Here is a 20582-nt window from a genome sequence, read left to right on the forward strand (position 1 = left end):
CGACCACCCGAGTTCTCCGACCGCCACCCCGCCGTCTTCGTCCCGTGACCACAGCATGAAAATCAAACGATTCGTCGCCGCCGACATGCGCTCGGCCATGAACCTGGTGCGCAAGGAACATGGTCCTGACGCCGTGATCCTGTCCAACCGCCGGATCGAGGAAGGCATCGAGATCGTCGCCGCCGCCAACTACGATGAGAGCACCGTGCAGCGTGCGCTGGAAGCCTCGCGTCGTGACATCGCTCCGCCGCCGGCGCCGAAGCCGCGCACCGCCGCCGACGCGGTGATCGCCGCCGTCACCCGACGCCGCAGCAACACCCCGGCGCCGGAACCGGTCGCCGCCACCACCTCGGCCGTGGCCGCCCTCGCCCGCGCGGCGGTCGGCGCCACTGGCCGCACCCTGGACAGTGCCGACGAGATCGTGCCGACCCGTGGCAGCAGCGGCTTCGCCGCCACCCTGGCGCGTGCCGCCGTCAACGAACCGGCGCTGCCGGAACAGATCTTCGCCCCGTTCGCTGAAGCCATCGTCGCACCGGCACCCGCCGGCGCCACGTCGGCCAACCGCGCCCACTTCCAGATCGACCCGCCGCAAGAGGCGCATCACGAAAGCCCGGCACCGGCTGTGCAGCCGCCACCGCTGCCGACCGCTGCTGTGGCTGATGTGCAGCCCGGGATCACCGCCAGCGAACCGGCACCGGCTGAAGCCAATGACGAAACCAGCCCGGCACCGGTACTGGCCCCGGCACCGACGCTGACCGTGGTTGCCCAGGACGACGCCGAGATCCGCCAGCTGCGCCAGGAAGTGGCCGGCATGCGCCATGTGATCGAGCGCGAAATGAACCGCTTCACCGACGAGCGCCTGCGCGGCTGCCCGGTGCGCGCCACTGCGCTGGACCTGATGGACGAGTACGGCTTCGACGCCGGCCTGGCCCGCGACGTGGCCATGCAGATCCCGCTGGAGACCGAGGCCCACCGTGGCCGCGGCCTGATGCTGGGGCTGATTTCGCGCAAGCTGCCGATCGCCCCGGTCGACCCGCTGGAAGAAGGCGGCGTGATCGCCCTTGTGGGCCCGACCGGCGCCGGCAAGACCACCACCATCGCCAAGCTGGCCTCGCGCTTCGCCGAGAAGCACGCGCCGCGTGACGTCGCCCTGGTCACCACCGACACCACCCGTATCGGCGCCCGCGAGCAGCTGTACGGTTACGGCCGCCAGCTCGGCATCGCGGTGCACGAGGCCAACAGCGGTACCGATCTGGACCAGCTGCTGGAACGCCTGAAGGACTACAAGCTGGTGCTGATCGACACCGCCGGCCTGGGCCCGCGCGACCGCGCACTGGCCGCCCAGCTGCAGTGGCTGCGCGCCGCCCGCCAGGTGCGCACCCTGCTGGTGCTGCCGGCCAACACCAGTTTCGGCGACATGGACGAGGTGGTCCGCCGCTTCGGCGCCGCCAACCTGCAGGGCCTGGTGCTGAGCAAGCTGGACGAGACCGGCCGCTTCGGCAACGCCCTGTCGGTGGCCGTGGACCATGCCCTGCCCATCACCTGGGTGACCGACGGCCAGGACGTCCCCGAGGACCTGCACCGGGCCAGCGCGGCCAATCTCGTACTTCGCCTTGAAGATTTGCGCCGCGCGGCCGATATGCCCTGCAACCCGGAGTTGAACCATGCCGTCGCGTGAGTACGCCAAGCTGACCAAGACCTTCCCGCTGTCGGCCACCCGCAGCGAGCCGCTCGGCCCTGTGCGCACCATTGCCGTCACTGGCGGCAAGGGCGGCGTGGGCAAGACCAACGTCTCGGCCAACCTTGCCGTGGCGCTGGCAGGCATGGGCAAGCGCACGCTGCTGCTGGACGCCGACCTCGGCCTGGCCAACATCGACGTGATCCTGGGGCTGAACCCCACCTTTACCCTGGCCGACCTGGTCGCCGGCCGCTGCACGCTGGATGACGTCATCGTCGAAGGCCCGAACGGCGTGCTGGTGGTGCCGGCCGCATCTGGCCGCCGCCACATGGCCGAACTGGCCCCGGCCGAGCACGTCGGCCTGGTCAACGTATTCTCCGAGCTGGAACGCGAACTGGACATCATGGTGGTGGACACGGCCGCCGGCATCACCGATGGCGTGCTGACCTTCTGCCAGGCCGCGCAGGACACCGTGGTGGTGGTCTGTGACGAACCGGCGTCGATCACCGACGCCTATGCGCTGATCAAGGTACTCTCGCGCGAGCGTGGCGTGGACCGCATCCAGGTGGTGGCCAACATGGTGCGGGACCCGAACGAGGGCCGCGTGCTGTACGAGAAGCTGACCCGCGTCTGCGAGAAGTTCCTCGCCGATGTCTCCCTGAATTATCTGGGCTGCGTGCCGCAGGATGACTGGCTGCGCCTGTCGGTGCAGCGCCAGCAGCCGGTGGTGAAGGCCTACCCGTCCAGTCCTGCAGCACTGGCGATCACCGAGATCGCGCGCCGTACCGCACGCTGGCAGGCGCCGACCGAACCGCGCGGCGGCGTTGAATTCTTCCTCGAGCGCATCCTCAAGCAGCGAGGGGTGGCCGCATGAAAGGCGCAGCCCAGTACAGGGAAGTCCAGCGCTCGGCGGCCAACGAGGTGATCGCCCAGCACTCCGACCTGGTGCGGCGCATCGCCCACCACCTGGCCGCGCGCCTGCCGGCGAGCGTCGAGGTCGACGACCTGATCCAGGCCGGCATGATGGGGCTGATCGAAGCCTCGCGCAGCTATGACGCTGACCAGGGTGCTTCGTTCGAGACGTACGCATCGATCCGCATCCGCGGTTCGATGATCGATGAGATCCGCCGTGGCGACTGGGTGCCGCGCTCGGTGCACCGCCGTGCACGTGATGCCGCCGCGACCATCCGCCGCCTGGAACAGAGCAGCGGCCGTGCCGCCAGCGCCACCGAAGTGGCCGCCGCGATGGAGATGCCGCTGCCCGAGTACCTGCGGCTGATGGAAGATGCCGCCCGTGGCCAGGTGCTGAGCCTTGAATCGCGCATCGAAGACCAGGGCGAGCTGGACACCGTCGCCCAGGGCGGGCCGACCCCGCAGCAGGTGCTGGAGCGCGGCGAGTTCGGCCGCGAACTGGGCAAGGCCATCGGCCACCTGCCTGAGCGCGAACAGCTGGTGCTCTCGCTGTACTACGAGCAGGAACTGAACCTGAAGGAGATCGGCGCGGTGCTCGGCGTGAGCGAGTCGCGGGTCTGCCAGATCCACGGCCAGGCGGTACTGCGCCTGCGTGGCCGGCTGAAGCTGTTCGAGGCTGCCGACGCCGGCCTCGAAGAATGAACATCCCCGAGGCGGCTGCCCCCGGCCGTCCGGAATGAACAACAAAGGAATTCTGCTTTGAACAAGAACATGCGCATCCTGATCGTCGACGACTTCTCGACCATGCGTCGAATCGTCAAGAACCTGCTGGGCGACCTGGGCTTCACCAACACCGCCGAAGCCGAGGACGGGCATGCTGCGCTGTCGCTGCTGCAGAGCCAGCCGTTCGATTTCGTGGTGACTGACTGGAACATGCCGGTGATGACCGGCATCGAGCTGCTCAAGGCGATCCGTGCCGATGCCAAGCTGAAGACCCTGCCGGTGCTGATGGTCACCGCAGAAGCCAAGCGCGAGCAGATCATCGAAGCCGCCCAGAGCGGCGTGAACGGCTACATCATCAAGCCGTTCACCGCACAGACGCTGGAAGAGAAGCTCGGCAAGATCTTCGAACGCCTGGCGGCCAGCGCCTGATGGATACCACGGTCGACAAGAACGCCCTGGCCCTGCGCCTGCAGGAAGCCCTGGACGCACTGGAGTCCGGTGACGAGGCCGCCTGGCGGCAGCGCATCGACGGACTGGTCGCGCTGCGCACGCAGCCGATGATGAGCGGCCTCTCGCGGCTGGCCCGCGAACTGGGACAGGCGCTGGGTGAACTGCCGACCGTACCCAGCGAAGCCGGCGAACTGGACGATGCCTGCGCGCGCCTGGACCACGTGGTGGCGATGACCGAACAGGCCACGCACCGCACCCTGGACCTGGCTGAGGAATGCCGCAGCCTGACCGAACAGCTGCGCGCCGAAGGCCTGCAGCCCGGCCAGGACGCGCAGCTCGAGCGCATCCGCCACAACCTGACCGAGATCGCCCTGACCCAGAGCTACCAGGACCTGACCGGGCAGATCATCCGTCGCGTGGTCGGCATTGTCCGCCGCGTGCACGAAGGCTTCGGCGCGCTCGGCCTGCCGCCGGAACAGCATCGCACCGACCCGGAACTGGCCGGGCCGGCACTGAAGGGACTGGACCGCCACGCGGTCTCGCAGAACGACGCCGACGACCTGTTGTCGGATCTGGGGCTGTAAGCATGAGCGCGGTATCCGACGACATCACTGCCGATTTCATCATCGAGGCACAGGAAATCCTGGATCGCCTCGGCGAACAGCTGGTGTCGCTGGAGCAGGCACCGCAGGACAGCGATCAGCTCAACGCGGTGTTCCGCGGCTATCACACGCTCAAGGGCGGCGCCGGCTTCCTCGGCGTGACGGCCATGGTCGAGCTGTGCCACGCCGCTGAAGAAGCGCTGGGCGCCGCGCGCGCCGGGCAGGCCGTGCTGCAGGCCCACCACTTCGACGCGGCCCAGCAATCACTGGACTACCTGCAGTCGATGCTGGACGCGGTGTCGTCCGGCACCGAGCCGGGCTATGCGCCGCCGGATCTGATTGCCCAGTTCGACGTGCACGGTGGTGCCGTGGCTGCACCCGCCGCCGCAGCAGCGCCCGCCGCGGGCGGCAGCGACCTGATCACCGACGACGAGTTCGAGGCCCTGCTCGACCAGCTTCACGGCGGCAATGCACCGACCGCGGTCGCGCCAGCGAAGCAGGCTGACGACGGACTGATCAGCGAAGACGAGTTCGAAGCCCTGCTGGACCAGCTGCACGGTGGCGCCGCACCGGGTGCCAAGCCTGCTGCAGTGGTGGCGCCGGCGCCGACCGCCGCCCCGCGCCCGACGGCCGCACCCGCTGCCAAGCCAGCCGCCAAGCCGCTGGCCGAGGCCGAGCACACCGTGCGCGTGGACACCAAGCGCCTGGATGCGATCGTCAATCTGATCGGCGAACTGGTGCTGTCGCGCAATCGTCTCAAGACCCTGCGTGCGCGCCTGCGCGACGAGGAGCTGGACCGCGCCGTGTCCACCCTGGACATCGCCACCGCACGCCTGCAGTCGGCAGTGATGCGTACCCGCATGCAGCCGGTGGGCAAGGTGTTCTCGCGCTTCCCCAAGGTTGCCCGAGACGTCGCCCGCTCGCTGAAGAAGGAAGTGGATCTGGAGCTGATCGGCGCCGAGACCGAGCTCGACCGAAATCTGGTGGAAGCCCTGGCGGACCCGCTGGTGCATCTGGTCCGCAACGCCATCGACCATGGCGTGGAAATGCCCGACCTGCGCGAAGCACAAGGCAAGCCGCGGATGGGCCATGTACGCCTGTCGGCGCAGCAGGAAGGCGACTACGTCAGTATCGAGGTGCAGGACGATGGCGCCGGCATCGACCCGGAGAAGCTGCGCGCGAAGGCGCGTGAGAAAGGCCTGATCGATCCGGAAGCCGCTGCCCGCCTGAGCAGCGAGGAGTGCCTGCACCTGGTGTTCCTGCCCGGCTTCTCGACCAAGCAGCAGGTCACCGACATCTCCGGCCGTGGCGTCGGCATGGACGTGGTGCAGTCGCGCATCCGCGAACTGAGTGGCCAGATCCAGATCCAGTCGGAACTGGGTCGTGGCAGCCGGTTCATGATCCGCGTGCCGCTGACCCTGGCCATTCTGCCAACCCTGCTGGTGCAGGCCGGTGAGGATGTGTATGCACTGCCGCTGGCGCGCGTGATGGAGGTGCTGCACGCGCCGCGTACGTCGCTGGGCTGGTTCGATGGCCGCGCCGTGCTCGACCGCCGTTCGCACACGCTGCCGCTGGTCGATCTGCGCCAGTGGCTGGATGTGACGCCCACCGCGTCGACCCTGCTGACGATCGTGGTGCTGCAGGCAGGCGAAGCGCGCTTCGGCCTGGTCGTGGACCAGGTGCGCGGGCGCGAGGAGGTGGTCATCAAGCCGCTGCCGAAAGCCCTGCGGGGCCTGCGCGGTTACGCCGGTGCAACCTTGATCGGCGATGGTCGCATGGCCTTGATCCTGGACGTGGACGGCCTGCGTACTCCGCACGACTGAGCCACTTGCTGAACCCGTAAATCCGTGAAGTCGCACCAGTAGCCCGTACCGGTGTCTCAAGTCCCATTCATACAAGCCGATACCGGATCCATGGATAGACTCAGCCTCATTGGACTCTTTCTCGCCCTGGCCTCGCTGGTCGGTGGCAGCATCCTCAAGGGCGCCGGCCTGGCGTCGTTGTGGTCGCCTGCGGCATTCGTGATCGTCATCGTCGGCACCATCGCCGCGATCCTGCTGCATACCTCGCCGGCGGTGTTCAAGCATGCGTTCAAGATCGTGCGCTGGGTCGTGCGCCCGCCGCACAGCGATCGCCGCGAACTGATCCAGCAGATCGTCGAGTGGAGCAACATCGCTCGCCGCCAGGGCCTGCTGGGCCTGGAGTCGCAGGTGGAAGCACAGCAGGATCCGTTCCTGCGCAAAGGCCTGCAGCTGCTGGTGGACGGCGTTGAGCCCGAATCGATGCGGCACATGCTGGAAATCGAACTGGGCAGCCAGGAGCACCAGGACCAGGCCGGCGCCAAGGTCTTCGAGGCGATGGGCATCTATGCACCGACGCTGGGCATCATCGGCGCCGTGCTGGGCCTGATCGCAGTGATGAAGAACCTGGCCGACCCGAGCAAGCTCGGCCACGGCATCGCCGCAGCATTCACTGCCACCATCTACGGCATCGCTTCGGCCAACCTGCTGTTCCTGCCGATCTCGGCCAAGCTCAAGAGCGTGATCTCGCACAACACGCGCGACCGCGAGATGGTCATCGAAGGCCTGATCTCGATCGCCCAGGGCGAGAACCCGCGCAACATCGAAACCAACCTCTCCGGCTTCCTGCACTGACATGGCCCGCCGCAAGCACCACGAAGAGCACGCCAACCATGAAGCATGGGCGATCCCCTATGCCGACCTGATGACGCTGCTGCTGGCCTTCTTCGTGGTCATGTATGCGATTTCCTCGGTCAACGAAGGCAAGTACCGGATCATGGCCGACGCACTCACCGACGCTTTCGGTGGTGCGCCGCGCACGATCAATCCAGTGCAGGTCGGCAACAAGCAGGTGCAGGGCGGCGGCTGGGACAGCCCGTCGGTGATCAAGTCCGGCACCAAGATCGGCCCGTCCGCGCCGGCACCGTCGCACGACCCGACCCTGCTGCCGTCAATGGCCTCGCAGATGCGCATGCCTGTCTCGGTGCACAACCAGGAACAGATCGCGCGCGCCGAGCGCCAGCTCAACAGCATCGCCGACCGCCTCACCGCCGCACTCGCACCGCTGATCGACCGCGGCATGATCAGCGTGCGTCGCACCGAGCTGTGGATCGAAGTCGAGATCAACAGCGACATCCTGTTCCCGACCGGCTCGGCCGCGCTGGACGTGCACGCGCGGCAGACCCTGGCCAGCCTGGCTGACGTACTGCGCGATGTACCCAACAGCGTGCGCGTGGAAGGCCACACCGACAACGTGCCGATCGCCACCGCCACCTTCCCGTCGAACTGGGAACTGTCGGCCGGGCGCGCCGCCAGCGTGGTGCACCTGTTCGCCGACCAGGGCGTGCAGCCGTCGCGGCTGGCGATGGTCGGCTACGGCCAGTTCCGCCCGCGCGAAGAGAACGACAGCGCGCAGGGACGCAACCGCAACCGCCGGGTGATGGTCATCATCCTGGCCGACACCTCGCATTCGGTGGACCCGCTCGGCCAGCGCCTGAACGCAGCCACCGGCGCCACCGACAGCACCGCTACCGAACAGGCCGCCGCAACTCCGGCCAGCGCCCCCACCTCCCCCATCGCACCGGTGAAGTTGCCGCCGGTGCCGGCTGGCAGCCGCGTCGGCGCCGCCGTTCCCCCGGCAATGAAGGAGTAATCCGATGCGCATCTGGGCAGTCGCCAACCAGAAGGGCGGAGTCGGCAAGACCACCACCACCCTCGCCCTCGGCCGCGGCCTCGCCGCGCTTGGCCATCGCGTGCTGCTGATCGATCTCGATCCGCATGCCTCGCTCAGCCGCGCCTTCGGCGTGCCGGTGGACCCGCCGCCGGCCGGCGTGCTGGAACTGTTCGGCGCACCGCCGGCAGACCTGTCCAGCCTGTGCCATGCCAGCAGCATCCATGGCCTCGATTACGTCTGCGCCCAGTCGGCGCTGGCCACGCTGGAGCGCCGCAGCGCCAACCAGCCCGGCCTCGGCCTGGCCCTGCAGAACGCGCTGGCCCGCCACCAGGGCCAGCACGACTACATCCTGCTGGACTGCGCACCGACCCTCGGCCTGTTGATGATCAATGCACTGGCCGCAGCCGACCGCCTGATCATCCCGACGCAGGCCGAGCCGCTGGCCCTGCATGGCCTGGATGGCATGGTCCGCACCGGCGAGATGGTCGAGCGCTCGCGCCGCCGCCCGCTGCCGATCTCGATCCTGCCGACCCTGTTCGACCGCCGCACCCGCGCTGGCAACGAGTCGCTGCGCACGATGCAGGATCGTCACGGCAGCCGCGTGTGGGAAGACGCGATTCCGATTGATACCCGCATCAGCAACGCCGCCGGCCTGACCCTGCCGAGCGTCGGCGAGGACTACCCGGGCCGCGGCCTGGCTGCCTACCGCCGCGCCCTGAACTGGATTCTCGGCGAGGACGCCCGTGCCCTGGAGCAGGCCGCATGAACAGCACCGGCGTACTGGACGACTATCTGGACGAACTGCTGGGCGAAGCGATCGCCCCGGCAGCCGTCGTACTGCCAACGCCGGACAGCGCCGCCCCGGCTTCGGCCGGCGCACCGGAACCGGAACGCGAGCCGACCTGGGATGACCTGCCGGCCGAGGTGATCTACGAAACCGGGAGCGTCGCCGCTGCACCTGCCGTGGACAACGCCGCGCTGGAAGACGCCTTCGAAGCGGCGGCAACGGCTGAGCGCGAGCCCACGTGGGACGATCTGCCCGCCGAAGTGATCTACGAAACGGAGGCTGTTGCGGCTGTCCCGGCAGAGGACGACGCCGCACTGGAGGCTGCCTTCGAGGCCGCCGCACTGCCTGTCGCCGCCCCCGAGCGCGAACCGACCTGGGATGACCTGCCTGACGAGGTGATCCACGAGACGGCCCCTGCTCCGGCCGCCGCCAAGGCAGGCCCGGAACCGACCTGGGACGATCTGCCGGACGAAGTGATCTACGAGACCGATACGGCCGACAGCCATCGACTCGCCCACACCGACAGCCCGAGCCTGCAGGCAGCGTTCGAGGCCGCCGCCGGTGGCGAAGACGTTGCCACGCCGCCGCCCGCCGTGGTCGCAGCATCGGTTGCGCCATCGGCCCCGCGCCCTGCCCCTGCCGCACGCGCTGCCGCCGCGCCGCCACCGCGCGTGGCCGTGGATGCTCCCGCCAGCAACCGCCCCGGCACCTGGCAGGAACTGCAGGCGCAGGCTCACCAGCCTGCCCGCAGCCCACACCCGCAGAACCGACGCGCCGGCGAACGCACCTCCCGCTGGCTGCGCCTGCGCTGCGGCACCCAGGCCTATGCACTGGAACTGCTGAAGGTGCAGGAGGTCGTGCTGCCGGTGCCGCTGCTGCCATTGCGTGGCACCGCCGCAGCCATGCTGGGCATCATGAACCTGCGCGGCCAGGTGGTGCCGGTGATGGATCTGGGCCTGCACCTGGGCGCAGCCGCCGCCGAAGACGACGCACAGACCCGCATCGTGGTGCTGGAGGAAGACGGCGAGACCATCGGCCTGCGCGTATCAGCGGTGGAAGACGTCGCCAACCTCACCGATTCGCAGATTGAGCCGCCGGATACCGCGCGCATCTGCCAGATCTCCAACGACCTGTTCCGTGGCGTCGCACGGGTCAGCCAGCGCCCGATGATCCTGCTCGACGCCACCCGGCTGTTGAGCTGAACCCCAAAAAAGGGGACGGAGGGGATTAAGTCGCAAGTGGCTCGGCGCTTTGCGCCGAAGCGGTGCCTGTCGGGGACGCCGTTGCCGAGGGCGGCTGCAGTACAGCCAGGTCGATTGCGACTTAATCCCCTCCGTCCCCTTTTCAACAGCAACCGCATCAACGCACCGCGTCGATTCCCCTAAAGAACCCCACCGGGGTGCCGTTATGGATCACGGAACCGTTTGTCCGGAGCAACGATGAGCACTGTCGAACTGGGTGGGGATCTCGGCATCGAGAGCACTGCCGAGCTCAAGAACCGCCTCGCCCCATTGGTGGCGCAGGCAGGCGAGCTGACCCTGGATGCAAGCCAGGTCGCCCGCATCCACACGGCCGCCGTGCAGGTGCTGTGTGCGTTCGTGCAGGCCCGCCGCGAGGCAGGCCTGGGCACCGGCTTCCACGGTTGCACTGCAACCTTCCGTGACGCCGCGCGCCTGCTGGGCGTCACCCAGGCCCTGGGCCTGGACGTAACCCATGACAACCTGAAATCTGTGGAGAACGCTGCATGAGCGCACGTATCTTGGTGGTGGACGATTCGGCGTCGATGCGCCAGATGGTGTCCTTCGCCCTCACCTCGGCCGGTTTTGCCGTCGAAGAAGCTGAAGACGGCGCGGTCGCGCTCGGTCGTGCCAAGGGCCAGCGCTTCAATGCGGTGGTCACCGACGTCAACATGCCGAACATGGACGGCATCGCGCTGATCCGTGAACTGCGCCAGCTGCCGGACTACAAGTTCACCCCGCTGCTGATGCTGACCACCGAATCGGCCGCCGACAAGAAGTCCGAAGGCAAGGCCGCCGGCGCCACCGGTTGGCTGGTCAAGCCGTTCAATCCGGAACAGCTGGTCGCCACCGTGCAGAAAGTGCTGGGCTGATCGCCCGCGCCGCTTCCCCCTCTTCGCTTCCGGACCACCACCGCCATGAGCATGGACCTGCAACGCTTCCACGCCACCTTCTTCGAGGAGAGCCGCGAAGGCCTCGACGCGATGGAGGCTGGCCTGCTGGCCCTGGAATCGGGGCAGCAGGACGCGGAGATCATCAATTCGGTGTTCCGCGCCGCCCACTCGATCAAGGGCGGCGCCGGCACCTTCGGCTTCGATGCCATCGCCGGCCTGACCCACGTGCTGGAAACGCTGCTCGATGAGCTGCGCGCGGGCAAGCGGGCCCTGGAAGGCCACGCCGTCGACGCCATGCTGTCCTCGGTGGACGTACTGCGCGCCCTGCTGCGCGAAGCCGAACACGGCCAGGCCGCCGATCCCGCCGCGGTCGTCGCGGTGAAGGCGCGCCTGGAAGCGGTGCTTTCCGGCCAGGCAGCACCCAGCGCCCCGGCTGCTGCCGCAGCCAAGGTGGACGATACGCCGGAAGCCTGGCAGATCGGCTTTACCCCGGCACCGTCGCTGTTCATGAGCGGCAACGATCCGCTGCGCATCATCCGCGAGCTGGAACACCTCGGCTCGCTGCAGGTGGCCGCGCGCATGGAACGCCTGCCCGGCTTCGCCCAGCTCGACCCGCTGGAGGCCCACCTGGCGTGGGACCTGGGCCTGGTCGGCAAGGTGCCGCGCAGCAAGATCGAAGACACCTTCGCCTGGGTGCTGGACGACTGCGAGCTGGACATCCGTCCGGCCGCACCGCCGAGCCTGGCTACCCAGGCCCCGGCCGCAGCCGCTCCCGCTCCGGTGGCAGCGGCGCCGTCGGCACCTGCCGCGCCTGCCGCCAGCGGTGGCGCCAACCAGGAAGCGGAAACCTCGATCCGCGTCAGCGTCGACAAGGTCGATGCGCTGATCAACCTGGTCGGCGAACTGGTCATCACCCAGGCCATGCTCAAGCAGGTCTCGCACGCACTGGACCCGGTCCACGCTGAGAGCCTGTTCGCCGGCCTGGACCAGCTTGAACGGAATACCCGCGACCTGCAGGAAGCAGTGATCGGCGTGCGCATGCTGCCGGTCGATGCAGTGTTCCGCCGCTTCCCGCGCCTGGTCCGCGATCTGTCCAGCCGGCTCGGCAAGCAGGTCCGCCTGCGCACCGTCGGCGAAGGCACCGAACTGGACAAGGGCCTGATCGAAAAGATCGCCGATCCGCTGGTTCACCTGGTGCGCAATTCGATCGACCACGGCCTGGAAATGCCCGATGTGCGTCGAGGTGCAGGCAAGGACGAGACCGGTACGATCACCCTGGCCGCCTCGCACCAGGGCGGCCACATCGTCATCGAAGTCAGCGACGACGGCCGCGGCCTCGACCGCGCCAAGATCCTGGCCAAGGCCACCGAACGCGGCCTGGCGGTGCCGGACAACCCGACCGATTCGCAGGTCTGGGACCTGATCTTCCAGCCCGGCTTCTCCACTGCTGATGCAGTCACGGACCTGTCCGGTCGTGGCGTTGGTATGGATGTGGTCCGACGCAACATCCAGGCATTGGGTGGCGAGGTACAGATCGAAAGCAGCCTCGGCGCTGGCACGCGCACGCTGATACGCCTGCCGCTGACCCTGGCCATCCTCGACGGCATGACCGTGGCGGTGGCCGGAGAAACCCTGATCCTGCCGCTGGCCTATGTGCTTGAGGCGTTGCAGCCGCAGGCCGAGGACATCCGCAGCATGGCCGGCGAAGGCCGCGTACTGCGCGTGCGCGGCGAGTACCTGCCGATCCTGTCGCTGAGTGAGTATTACGGCTACGGCCACCGGGCACCGGGCAGCGAGTCGCTGGTGGTGGTGGTCGAAGGCGATGGCCAGAAGATCGCGCTGGAAGTGGACGAGCTGGTCGGCCAGCAGCAGGTGGTGGTGAAGAACATCGAGAACAACTACCGCCGCATCGGCGGAGTATCCGGTGCCACCATCCTGGGCGACGGCCGCGTCGCGCTGATTGTCGACATCGGCGGGCTTGTGCGTTCACTGCGGATGCCGCAGGCCGCCTGATCCACGCTGCATGCGTGTACCGGACCGCCGCCCTTCGGGGCGGCGGTTTTTGTTTGCGTGCGCCCTGCCAAGGGGGCAGATCCCATTCCTGCGGAAAGGAATCTGACCCCGACCCACAACACCGTGCATTCCGTGAACTCCGTCGACGCGATGGTTTCGCGCGCAACCACGTCACTCAAGCGCAAGCCCCGCCAGGCCTGCACTTTCGCGCCGTCATCCCTACGCAGCCGAATGTGATCTGCGTCCATAAAGTCCACCCGAACTGCGCCGCTATTTCGCTTTGACGGCCGTCACCGAACCCCACCGGGCACCCCCGTTCGCTCTGCAACCACCCCCAAACCGGCGCACAGACGCCGGCACTCTGCCCACCTGGAGCACCCTGCATGAAGTGGTTCCAAGATCTGCCCATCGCCCGCAAGCTGGCCGTGGGGTTCACCCTCACCACCTTGATGACCCTGATCCTCGGCGCCTTCGCACTGCTGCGCCTGAGCGAAGCCAACGCGCAGTTGCGCGAGATGGCTGGCAACGACATCCCCTCGGTCCAGCACCTGGGCGAGGCGCGCTCGCAGCTCGGTGAGTTCCGCACCTACGAACTGGCCCAGCTGAGCATGCTGGACCAGCCGGAGAAGGTCGCCGACTACAACAAGCGCATGGACGACACCGCCAAAGCCGTACATGACGAACTGGCGGCGTACTCGGCGCTGCCGGCGCTGGACAAGGAGCGCGAACTGTATCGCGCGGCCAGCACGCAGCTGGATCGCTACTTCGCCGCCAACAAGGCGATGCGCGAAGCCGTGGCCGCCGGCGATGGCGCGCAGGCCCAGCAGATCTCCGATGAGCAGTCACGCCCGGCGCGTCGTGACCTGTTCGCTGCAATGAAGGCCCTGGGCACCCACATCGCCGGACAGATGGACGGCAAGATCGCCGACGCCAACGCCACCCATCGCACCAGCATGATCGCGATCGTCAGCTGCATCGTGCTGCTTTCGTTGGTGGCCGCCGCACTGGCCACGGTCATCTCGCGCGCCGTCACTGGCCCGCTGGGCAAGGCCGTGCATGCCATCCAGGCGGTTGCCCGCGGCGACCTCAGCGTCAGCACCCAGGCCACCAGCAAGGACGAAGCCGGCAAGATGCTGGCCGCCACCGCCGAGATGACCGCAATGCTGCGCCGCTTCAGCGAGCAGACCCAGCTGATGGCACAGATGCACGCTGGGCCGGACATCAGCCACCGCATCCCGGAGGATTTCCCGGGTGTGTATGGCCAGCTGGCCAACGGCATCAACACGGTGATCTTCGAACACCTCGATGCAATCGTCGATGCCATTGAAGTACTCAACCAGTACGCCACCGGCAACCTCGCCCCGGACGCCCGCCGCCTGCCGGGCAGCCGCGCGATCCTGCACGAGTCGATGGATGCGGCCAAGGCCAGCCTGCTGGCCATCAACACGCAGATCCAGCAGCTGGCCTCTGCCGCTGCCGCCGGCGACTTCAGCCAGCGCGGTGATGCGCAGCGTTTCGATCACGACTTCCGCGTGATGATCGAGCAGCTGAACAGCATGATGCAGGTGGCCGACGGCAACCTCGGCCAGCTCTCGCAGCTGCTGCAGTCGATCGCCGCCGGCGATCTGACCGCACGCATGGACGGCCAGTTCAATGGCGTGTTCGCACGCATGCGTGACGATGCCAACACCACCGTTGCGCAGCTGACCCAGATCGTCGGCCAGATCCAGGCCAGCGCCGGCAGCATCACCCTGGCCGCTGGCGAGATCGCCTCGGGCAACAGCGACCTGTCGCGCCGTACCGAGCAGCAGGCCGCCAACCTGGAAGAAACCGCTGCATCGATGGAGGAACTGACCTCCACCGTGCGCCAGAACGCCGAGCACGCCCGCCAGGCCAACCAGCTCGCCATCGGCGCGCATGGCGTCGCCTCGCAGGGCGGTGAAGTGGTCGGCCAGGTGGTCACCACCATGTCGGCCATCGAAGCTTCGTCGAAGAAGATCGCCGAGATCATCTCGGTGATCGACGGCATCGCTTTCCAGACCAACATCCTGGCGCTGAACGCCGCGGTGGAAGCCGCACGTGCCGGCGAACAGGGTCGCGGCTTCGCCGTGGTCGCCAGCGAGGTGCGTACCCTCGCCCAGCGCTCGGCCGCCGCGGCCAAGGAGATCAAGGGCCTGATCGATGATTCGGTCGGCAAGGTCGCCGAAGGCTCCAGCCTGGTCCACCAAGCCGGCAGCACCATGGGCGAGATCGTCGCTTCAGTGCAGCGCGTGACCGACATCATGGCCGAGATCTCCGCCGCCTCGCAGGAACAGTCCGCCGGCATCGAGCAGGTCAACCAGACCGTGGTGCAGATGGACGAAACCACCCAGCAGAACGCCGCACTGGTGGAAGAAGCCACCGCCGCCGCGCGTGCAATGGAAGACCAGGCCGTGCAGCTGGGTGAGGCCGTGGCACGCTTCCGGCTGGCGTCACAGGGGGCCACCGTCGCGCCGGCACGCCTGACCACCGCGCCAGTGCCGCGCCAGGTGGCGGCCGCCGGGTCGGCTGCCAGGCCCGCTCCCGCTCGCCCGCTGCGCGCATCGGCAGCACAGCCAGCACTGGCCACAGACGGCGACTGGCAGGAGTTCTGACCCACGCGGAACGCATCCGCACATCGCGTGATTCCAACTGCGCGGCGGGCCAGGGGCCAGGATCCCTTTCCTCCGGGAAAGGGATCCGACCCCGGACGCATGGAAAGTGATGCAATTCTCACTTCATAATCCGGCACAGTGGCCGATATCCCCATCGAGCCTCGCGCCAACGCGTGGTGGCGCCCGCCCTTGACCGTAGATTCCATGTCCGACGGCAACGACACTGCAGTGCATGATGTCCACGCGGCTGATGCCGCTGACGAACGTTTCCTGGTCCGTAATCCGCGCCAGCTGCGGCAGCTGCTGCGATCGCTGATCGACCAGCGATCGCTTATCAATGCGCATATCGACGGCCGCGACCGTTCGTTCCCGACCGCGCTGCTTGAGCTCGACGAGGACGAAGACACGCTGCTGCTCGATGGCAGCCTGCAGGAAGCGTCCAACCGCGCCGCCGAACAGGCCGACCATCTGCTGTGCTTCGCCCAGCTCGAACGCGTGCTGGTGCGGTTCCGCCTGCAGGCACTGCAGCGTGTGGACAACGACGGTCACGTCGCCTTCCGCGCCGCCCTGCCGGAGGAACTGGTCCATCTGCAACGGCGTGAGATGTACCGGCTGGAGACCCCGGTCACCGATTCGCCCCAGCTGCTGATCCCTGCCGGCGAGAGCCGCGCCGAAGCGCTGTCGATGCGGGTGGTGGACATCAGCGGCGGCGGCCTGGCGGTGGCCGTGCCTACCGATTGCGCGGTGTTCAGCCTGCAGAAGCGCTACCCGGCGGTGCTGTCGCTGCCCGATGGCCCGGACCTGGAGATCGAGCTGGTCGTCTGCAACCTGCTGCCGCAGCGCCAACCCAACGGCATCGAGATCAAACGCGTGGGCATGCGCTTCGACATCCTGCCGCGTGGCGCCGACAGTGCCATCCAGCGCTACATCTTCCGCATCGACCGCCAGCGCAAGGCGCGCCGCAACGGCGAGCTGTAAGGCCGCCCGACCGGTAGTGCCGGCCGCTGGCCGGCAACTTGGCAACAACGTGGACGCCGCCATTGCCGGCCAGCGGCCGGCACCACCCATCCCGGGCCGATCCGGCACCCCGACATATCCACGCCATGCGTGGATGCCCCAGGCGCCACACCTAAAGTCCCCCCCAGCGGGGCCGATATCGAGCCTGACACCGGGACTTCCGGCAGAACCAGGACCCCTCGATGAACGACAAGACCAGCTCCGCCGCCAGCGCCGGTGGCGAATTCCTCAGCTTCACCCTCGGTGCCGAGCACTACGGCGTGGACATCCTCAAGGTGCAGGAAATCCGCGGCTACGACGCCGTCACCCGCGTGCCGGATGCCCCGGACTACATCAAGGGCGTGATCAACCTGCGCGGCACCATCGTCCCGGTCATCGACCTGCGCCTGAAGCTGCGCCTGGACAACGCCCGCTATGACGCCTTCACCGTGATGATCGTACTGAACGTGGAAGACCGCGTGGTCGGCATCGTCGTTGACAGCGTTTCCGACGTGATCCCGCTGTCGGCCGAACAGATCCGCCCGACCCCGGAATTCGGCGCCGCCGTCGATACCCGCTTCATCTCCGGTATCGGCACGCAGGACGACCGCATGCTGATCCTGCTCGACATCGAGACCCTGCTGGACAGCGCCGACATGGGCCAGGCCAACATCGTCGAAGACGCCGCTGCCTGATCGAACGGACCTGCTTCACGTTCTGGTCACAAAACCCTTCAGTTCCCGCCGGCAGTGCCGATAGGGGGACAGAAGCCGGTCGCGCAGGAGCGCGCAGAACCGGAACGACCATCACCATCCCCGGAGATACACCTCGATGAAGTCCCTGCTTGCGTTCGTTTCGGCCGCTGTCCTGGCCACCACCGCTTCCGCCGCGTTTGCCCAGTCGGCCGACATGATCCCGCCGGAACTGGCACCGCGCTCGGTCGGCAAGGACGGCATGGTCTGCGGCAAGGTCGAGAAGGCCCGCTACGCAGAAGGTTCCGAAGGCCAGCCGACCTTCCTGTACATGGGCGGCGCCTTCCCGCGCCACACCTTCTCGGCGCGCATCGCCGGCGAGAACCGCGGCAAGTTCTCCTTCCCGCTGGAAACCCTGGAAGGCAAGACCGTCTGCGTGATCGGCAAGATCCAGCGCGACGCCTCGCGCGCGGAAATCGAAGTCAGCTCGCCGGCCGGCCTGAAGCTGGCCAACATCAAGTAATCCGCCGTCCGTCGAACCACGCCGGACCTGGTACCGGCGTGGTTTCTGCTGCAACCGGGCCCGACGCCCGGACGCGTCTGCCTTAGGAGATCGCAACGCCCATGCCGTGGATCAACAACCTCAAACTGATGCCGAAGCTGCTGCTGACCTTCGGCGTCCTCCTGCTGGTGATGTTGCTGCAGGGCATCGTCGCCTATCGCGGCCTGCATTCGCTGAACAATGTCACCACCGAGCTGGCGGGTTCTCGCATGGAGAGCATCCGCATGGCAGGCGAGATGCGCGGCATGCTGGGTGAATACCGCAACGCCGCCTACCAGCAGCTGATCCGCGCCAGCGACGACGTCAAGGCGGATGCACGCAAGCAGGGCGTCGAGCTGCGCGCGAGCATGGACAAGTCGATCAAGGAGTATCCGACCCTGGTCGACAACGCGCAGCAGAAGAAGCTGTTCGACACCTTCGCCAAGGAGTGGAAGGACGCTCTGGCCTCCTATGACAGCGTCACCGAGATGCTGGAACTGGACCTGCCGGACGACGCCATCGATACCTTCGTCGGCGAAACCCGCACCAAGCACCGCAAGGCCGCCTCGGCGCTGGAAGCGCTGATCGCCGAAGACAACCGCCTCGCCCGCGCCTCGCGCGAACAGGCCGCCTCCACGTATTCCGCCTCGGCCGTGCTGACCGTGATCGCCCTGCTGGGCGGCGCCGCGCTCGGCCTGGTGCTGGTCTGGCTGTTCGCCCGCGCCCTGGTCGGCAGCGTGCGCGGTGCCGTGTCGGTCGCCAACGACGTTGCCGGCGGCAAGCTCGATGGCCACATCGACGTCAGCCGCCAGGATGAAGTGGGCGAACTGATGCAGGCCATGCAGCGCATGCAGCGCGACCTGCGCGAACGCATCGAAACCGACCAGGCCGTCGCCCGCGAGAACCTGCGCATCCGCACGGCGCTGGATTACAGCTCAACCGGCGTGTACCTGACCGATACCAGCAACACCATCGTCTACAGCAACCGCGCCCTGCAGCAGACCCTGAGCCAGTACCAGGATGAAGTGCGCCGCGACCTGCCGGACTTCGACGCCCAGGCCTCGCTGATCGGCAAGCCGGTCACCGTGCTTGAACACCGCGGCGAGATGGACCAGACCCTGCTGGGCAACCTGAAGGCACACGGCGTGGCGCGTCGCCCGATGCAGTACGGCGATGCCCAGTTCGCCCAGGTAGTCTCGACCATCCGCAATGAAGGCGGCGACACCGTCGGCTACGTGGTGGAATGGCGCGACCGCACCCAGGAAGCACAGGTGGAAGCCGAAGTGGCACGCGTGATCGCCCAGGCAGCCGCCGGCGACCTGTCCGGCCGCATCGACGCCAGCGACAAGGAAGGCTTCTTCCTGCAGCTGGCCCAGCAGATCAACGGCCTGCTCGACGCCAACGCCGGCAGCATCGAACAGATCTCCGGCCTGCTCGCCGCGCTGTCGCAGGGCGACCTGACCGTGCGCATGCACGGTGACTACCAGGGCGTGTTCGCTCGCATGCGCGACGACGCCAACGCCACTGCCGCGCAACTGAGCGAGATCGTCACCCGCATCAAGCAGTCCAGCCGTGCGATCAGCTCGGCTGCCGGCGAGATCGCCTCGGGCAACAGCGACCTGTCGCGCCGTACCGAACAGCAGGCCGCCAACCTGGAAGAAACCGCGGCCTCGATGGAGGAACTGACCTCCACCGTGCGCCAGAACGCCGAGCACGCCCGCCAGGCCAACCAGCTCGCCATCGGCGCGCATGGCGTCGCCTCGCAGGGTGGTGCAGTGGTTGGCCAGGTGGTCACCACCATGTCGGCCATCGAAGCTTCGTCGAAGAAGATCGCCGAGATCATCTCGGTCATCGACGGCATCGCTTTCCAGACCAACATCCTGGCGCTGAACGCTGCGGTGGAAGCCGCACGTGCAGGTGAACAGGGCCGCGGCTTCGCCGTGGTCGCCAGCGAAGTGCGCACCCTCGCCCAGCGCTCGGCTGCCGCCGCCAAGGAGATCAAGGGCCTGATCGACGACTCCGTCGGCAAGGTCAACGATGGCTCGGCACTGGTGCACAAGGCCGGCGCGACCATGGGCGAGATCGTCGCCTCGGTGCAGCGCGTGACCGACATCATGGCCGAGATTTCCGCTGCCTCGCAGGAACAGTCGGCCGGCATCGAGCAGGTCAACCAGACCGTGGTGCAGATGGACGAAACCACCCAGCAGAACGCCGCACTGGTGGAAGAAGCCACCGCCGCCGCCCGCGCGATGGAAGAACAGGCCGGCCACCTCAGCGAGGCCGTATCGATCTTCGTGGTGGACGAAGCCGATACCGTGGTTGCCCCGCCGCGAGCCACTGCCCCGACCCCGGCCCCGCGTGCTGCTGCACCGGCAGCACCGGCTCCGGCGGCCCCGCCCGCCCGCCGCACGGCGGGTGGTCGCCCGATGGCTACCGAACTGGCGGACGGAGACTGGCAGGAATTCTGAGGCCTGCCTGACCTGACGGACGAAGACGCCCCGGCCCTGCGCTGGGGCGTTTTCGTTTAAGGGGTATCTGGATATCCAGCCAACGGCGAAGCCCCTCGGGGTGGTCGGCCGAAGCGCTGGGTTACTGAGAGTTGGCCGGGAGGGTCGGCTGCGCAGGGGACGCCGTGAATACGTCCCTGTAGGCTCGGGCGCGCCATCCATGGCGCTTACGCCCCTGCGCAACCCACCCTCCCGGCCACGGACAGTTTCCGTGCGCGTCCACC

Annotated in this window: 18 protein-coding genes; all 18 read left to right on the top strand. The window is 67.8% G+C overall.

From position 1 onward, the window contains the following. The first annotated feature begins 55 nt into the window (after positions 1 to 55). The gene (gene flhF / locus HLA98_RS18605) at positions 56 to 1678 is read left to right on the top strand and encodes a flagellar biosynthesis GTPase FlhF (RefSeq protein WP_057499833.1); all 1623 of its coding nucleotides are present in this window, start codon (positions 56 to 58) and stop codon (positions 1676 to 1678) included. Beyond that, positions 1665 to 2552, top strand: coding sequence for a MinD/ParA family ATP-binding protein (locus tag HLA98_RS18610; RefSeq protein WP_010482449.1), 888 nt, complete (start codon positions 1665 to 1667; stop codon positions 2550 to 2552). The genes flhF and HLA98_RS18610 overlap by 14 nt, the downstream gene beginning before the upstream one ends. After that, entirely contained in the window at positions 2549 to 3292 is a 744-nt protein-coding gene (locus HLA98_RS18615) for an RNA polymerase sigma factor FliA (RefSeq protein ID WP_049401180.1), read from the top strand. Before HLA98_RS18610 ends, HLA98_RS18615 begins: the two co-directional genes overlap by 4 nt. Positions 3293 to 3349: 57 nt before the next feature. Continuing rightward, positions 3350 to 3742, top strand: a complete 393-nt coding sequence (cheY, locus tag HLA98_RS18620) for a chemotaxis response regulator CheY (protein WP_006365466.1) — start codon at positions 3350 to 3352, stop codon at positions 3740 to 3742. After that, a complete protein-coding gene (locus HLA98_RS18625; RefSeq protein WP_006442968.1) occupies positions 3742 to 4347 on the top strand; it encodes a protein phosphatase CheZ in 606 nt (201 codons plus the stop codon). The genes cheY and HLA98_RS18625 overlap by 1 nt, the downstream gene beginning before the upstream one ends. Positions 4348 to 4349: 2 nt before the next feature. Beyond that, positions 4350 to 6188 carry a chemotaxis protein CheA gene (locus HLA98_RS18630; RefSeq protein WP_057499832.1) on the top strand — a complete coding sequence of 613 codons (1839 nt, stop codon included), beginning with the start codon at positions 4350 to 4352 and terminating at the stop codon, positions 6186 to 6188. Positions 6189 to 6278: 90 nt separating this feature from the next. Further along, positions 6279 to 7019, top strand: a complete 741-nt coding sequence (locus tag HLA98_RS18635; protein ID WP_049444851.1) for a flagellar motor protein — start codon at positions 6279 to 6281, stop codon at positions 7017 to 7019. 1 nt (position 7020) lies between these two features. After that, positions 7021 to 8037 (top strand): flagellar motor protein MotD, encoded by a 1017-nt coding sequence (motD, locus tag HLA98_RS18640; protein WP_049444853.1) that lies wholly within the window; start codon positions 7021 to 7023, stop codon positions 8035 to 8037. Between the two features lie 4 nt (positions 8038 to 8041). Then, positions 8042 to 8824: a ParA family protein gene (locus HLA98_RS18645; RefSeq protein WP_049444855.1), complete on the top strand. Its 783-nt coding sequence runs from the start codon at positions 8042 to 8044 to the stop codon at positions 8822 to 8824. Next, positions 8821 to 10047, top strand: a complete 1227-nt coding sequence (locus HLA98_RS18650; RefSeq protein ID WP_057499831.1) for a chemotaxis protein CheW — start codon at positions 8821 to 8823, stop codon at positions 10045 to 10047. Before HLA98_RS18645 ends, HLA98_RS18650 begins: the two co-directional genes overlap by 4 nt. Positions 10048 to 10284: 237 nt before the next feature. Further along, entirely contained in the window at positions 10285 to 10593 is a 309-nt protein-coding gene (locus tag HLA98_RS18655) for an STAS domain-containing protein (protein ID WP_049444859.1), read from the top strand. Further along, positions 10590 to 10955, top strand: coding sequence for a response regulator (locus tag HLA98_RS18660; RefSeq protein ID WP_005409521.1), 366 nt, complete (start codon positions 10590 to 10592; stop codon positions 10953 to 10955). The genes HLA98_RS18655 and HLA98_RS18660 overlap by 4 nt, the downstream gene beginning before the upstream one ends. A 45-nt stretch (positions 10956 to 11000) precedes the next feature. Then, the gene (locus HLA98_RS18665; RefSeq protein WP_057499830.1) at positions 11001 to 12989 is read left to right on the top strand and encodes a chemotaxis protein CheA; all 1989 of its coding nucleotides are present in this window, start codon (positions 11001 to 11003) and stop codon (positions 12987 to 12989) included. Between the two features lie 383 nt (positions 12990 to 13372). Next, positions 13373 to 15622, top strand: coding sequence for a methyl-accepting chemotaxis protein (locus HLA98_RS18670; protein WP_057499829.1), 2250 nt, complete (start codon positions 13373 to 13375; stop codon positions 15620 to 15622). A gap of 204 nt (positions 15623 to 15826) precedes the next feature. Next, positions 15827 to 16600, top strand: a complete 774-nt coding sequence (locus tag HLA98_RS18675) for a flagellar brake protein (RefSeq protein ID WP_057499828.1) — start codon at positions 15827 to 15829, stop codon at positions 16598 to 16600. Between the two features lie 221 nt (positions 16601 to 16821). Further along, on the top strand, positions 16822 to 17313 hold the full coding sequence (locus tag HLA98_RS18680) for a chemotaxis protein CheW (protein WP_049448758.1): 492 nt from the start codon (positions 16822 to 16824) through the stop codon (positions 17311 to 17313). 136 nt (positions 17314 to 17449) lie between these two features. After that, positions 17450 to 17833, top strand: a complete 384-nt coding sequence (locus tag HLA98_RS18685; RefSeq protein ID WP_010482470.1) for a hypothetical protein — start codon at positions 17450 to 17452, stop codon at positions 17831 to 17833. Positions 17834 to 17934: 101 nt separating this feature from the next. Further along, positions 17935 to 20319: a methyl-accepting chemotaxis protein gene (locus HLA98_RS18690; RefSeq protein ID WP_129550525.1), complete on the top strand. Its 2385-nt coding sequence runs from the start codon at positions 17935 to 17937 to the stop codon at positions 20317 to 20319. Positions 20320 to 20582: the final 263 nt, after the last annotated feature.

The organism is Stenotrophomonas africana, assembly GCF_013004645.1.
GTDB classification, from domain to species: Bacteria; Pseudomonadota; Gammaproteobacteria; order Xanthomonadales; family Xanthomonadaceae; genus Stenotrophomonas; species Stenotrophomonas africana.

Excerpts from the sequence above, each read along its gene's own strand:
- HLA98_RS18685 (WP_010482470.1), top strand. The coding sequence starts at position 17,450 with ATGAAGTCCCTGCTTGCGTTCGTTTCGGCCGCTGTCCTGGCCACCACC.
- HLA98_RS18635 (WP_049444851.1), top strand. The coding sequence starts at position 6,279 with ATGGATAGACTCAGCCTCATTGGACTCTTTCTCGCCCTGGCCTCGCTG.
- HLA98_RS18645 (WP_049444855.1), top strand. The coding sequence starts at position 8,042 with ATGCGCATCTGGGCAGTCGCCAACCAGAAGGGCGGAGTCGGCAAGACC.
- HLA98_RS18675 (WP_057499828.1), top strand. The coding sequence starts at position 15,827 with ATGTCCGACGGCAACGACACTGCAGTGCATGATGTCCACGCGGCTGAT.
- flhF (WP_057499833.1), top strand. The coding sequence starts at position 56 with ATGAAAATCAAACGATTCGTCGCCGCCGACATGCGCTCGGCCATGAAC.
- HLA98_RS18665 (WP_057499830.1), top strand. The coding sequence starts at position 11,001 with ATGAGCATGGACCTGCAACGCTTCCACGCCACCTTCTTCGAGGAGAGC.
- HLA98_RS18660 (WP_005409521.1), top strand. The coding sequence starts at position 10,590 with ATGAGCGCACGTATCTTGGTGGTGGACGATTCGGCGTCGATGCGCCAG.
- HLA98_RS18625 (WP_006442968.1), top strand. The coding sequence starts at position 3,742 with ATGGATACCACGGTCGACAAGAACGCCCTGGCCCTGCGCCTGCAGGAA.
- motD (WP_049444853.1), top strand. The coding sequence starts at position 7,021 with ATGGCCCGCCGCAAGCACCACGAAGAGCACGCCAACCATGAAGCATGG.
- HLA98_RS18650 (WP_057499831.1), top strand. The coding sequence starts at position 8,821 with ATGAACAGCACCGGCGTACTGGACGACTATCTGGACGAACTGCTGGGC.
- HLA98_RS18670 (WP_057499829.1), top strand. The coding sequence starts at position 13,373 with ATGAAGTGGTTCCAAGATCTGCCCATCGCCCGCAAGCTGGCCGTGGGG.
- HLA98_RS18610 (WP_010482449.1), top strand. The coding sequence starts at position 1,665 with ATGCCGTCGCGTGAGTACGCCAAGCTGACCAAGACCTTCCCGCTGTCG.
- HLA98_RS18630 (WP_057499832.1), top strand. The coding sequence starts at position 4,350 with ATGAGCGCGGTATCCGACGACATCACTGCCGATTTCATCATCGAGGCA.
- HLA98_RS18615 (WP_049401180.1), top strand. The coding sequence starts at position 2,549 with ATGAAAGGCGCAGCCCAGTACAGGGAAGTCCAGCGCTCGGCGGCCAAC.
- HLA98_RS18690 (WP_129550525.1), top strand. The coding sequence starts at position 17,935 with ATGCCGTGGATCAACAACCTCAAACTGATGCCGAAGCTGCTGCTGACC.
- HLA98_RS18655 (WP_049444859.1), top strand. The coding sequence starts at position 10,285 with ATGAGCACTGTCGAACTGGGTGGGGATCTCGGCATCGAGAGCACTGCC.
- HLA98_RS18680 (WP_049448758.1), top strand. The coding sequence starts at position 16,822 with ATGAACGACAAGACCAGCTCCGCCGCCAGCGCCGGTGGCGAATTCCTC.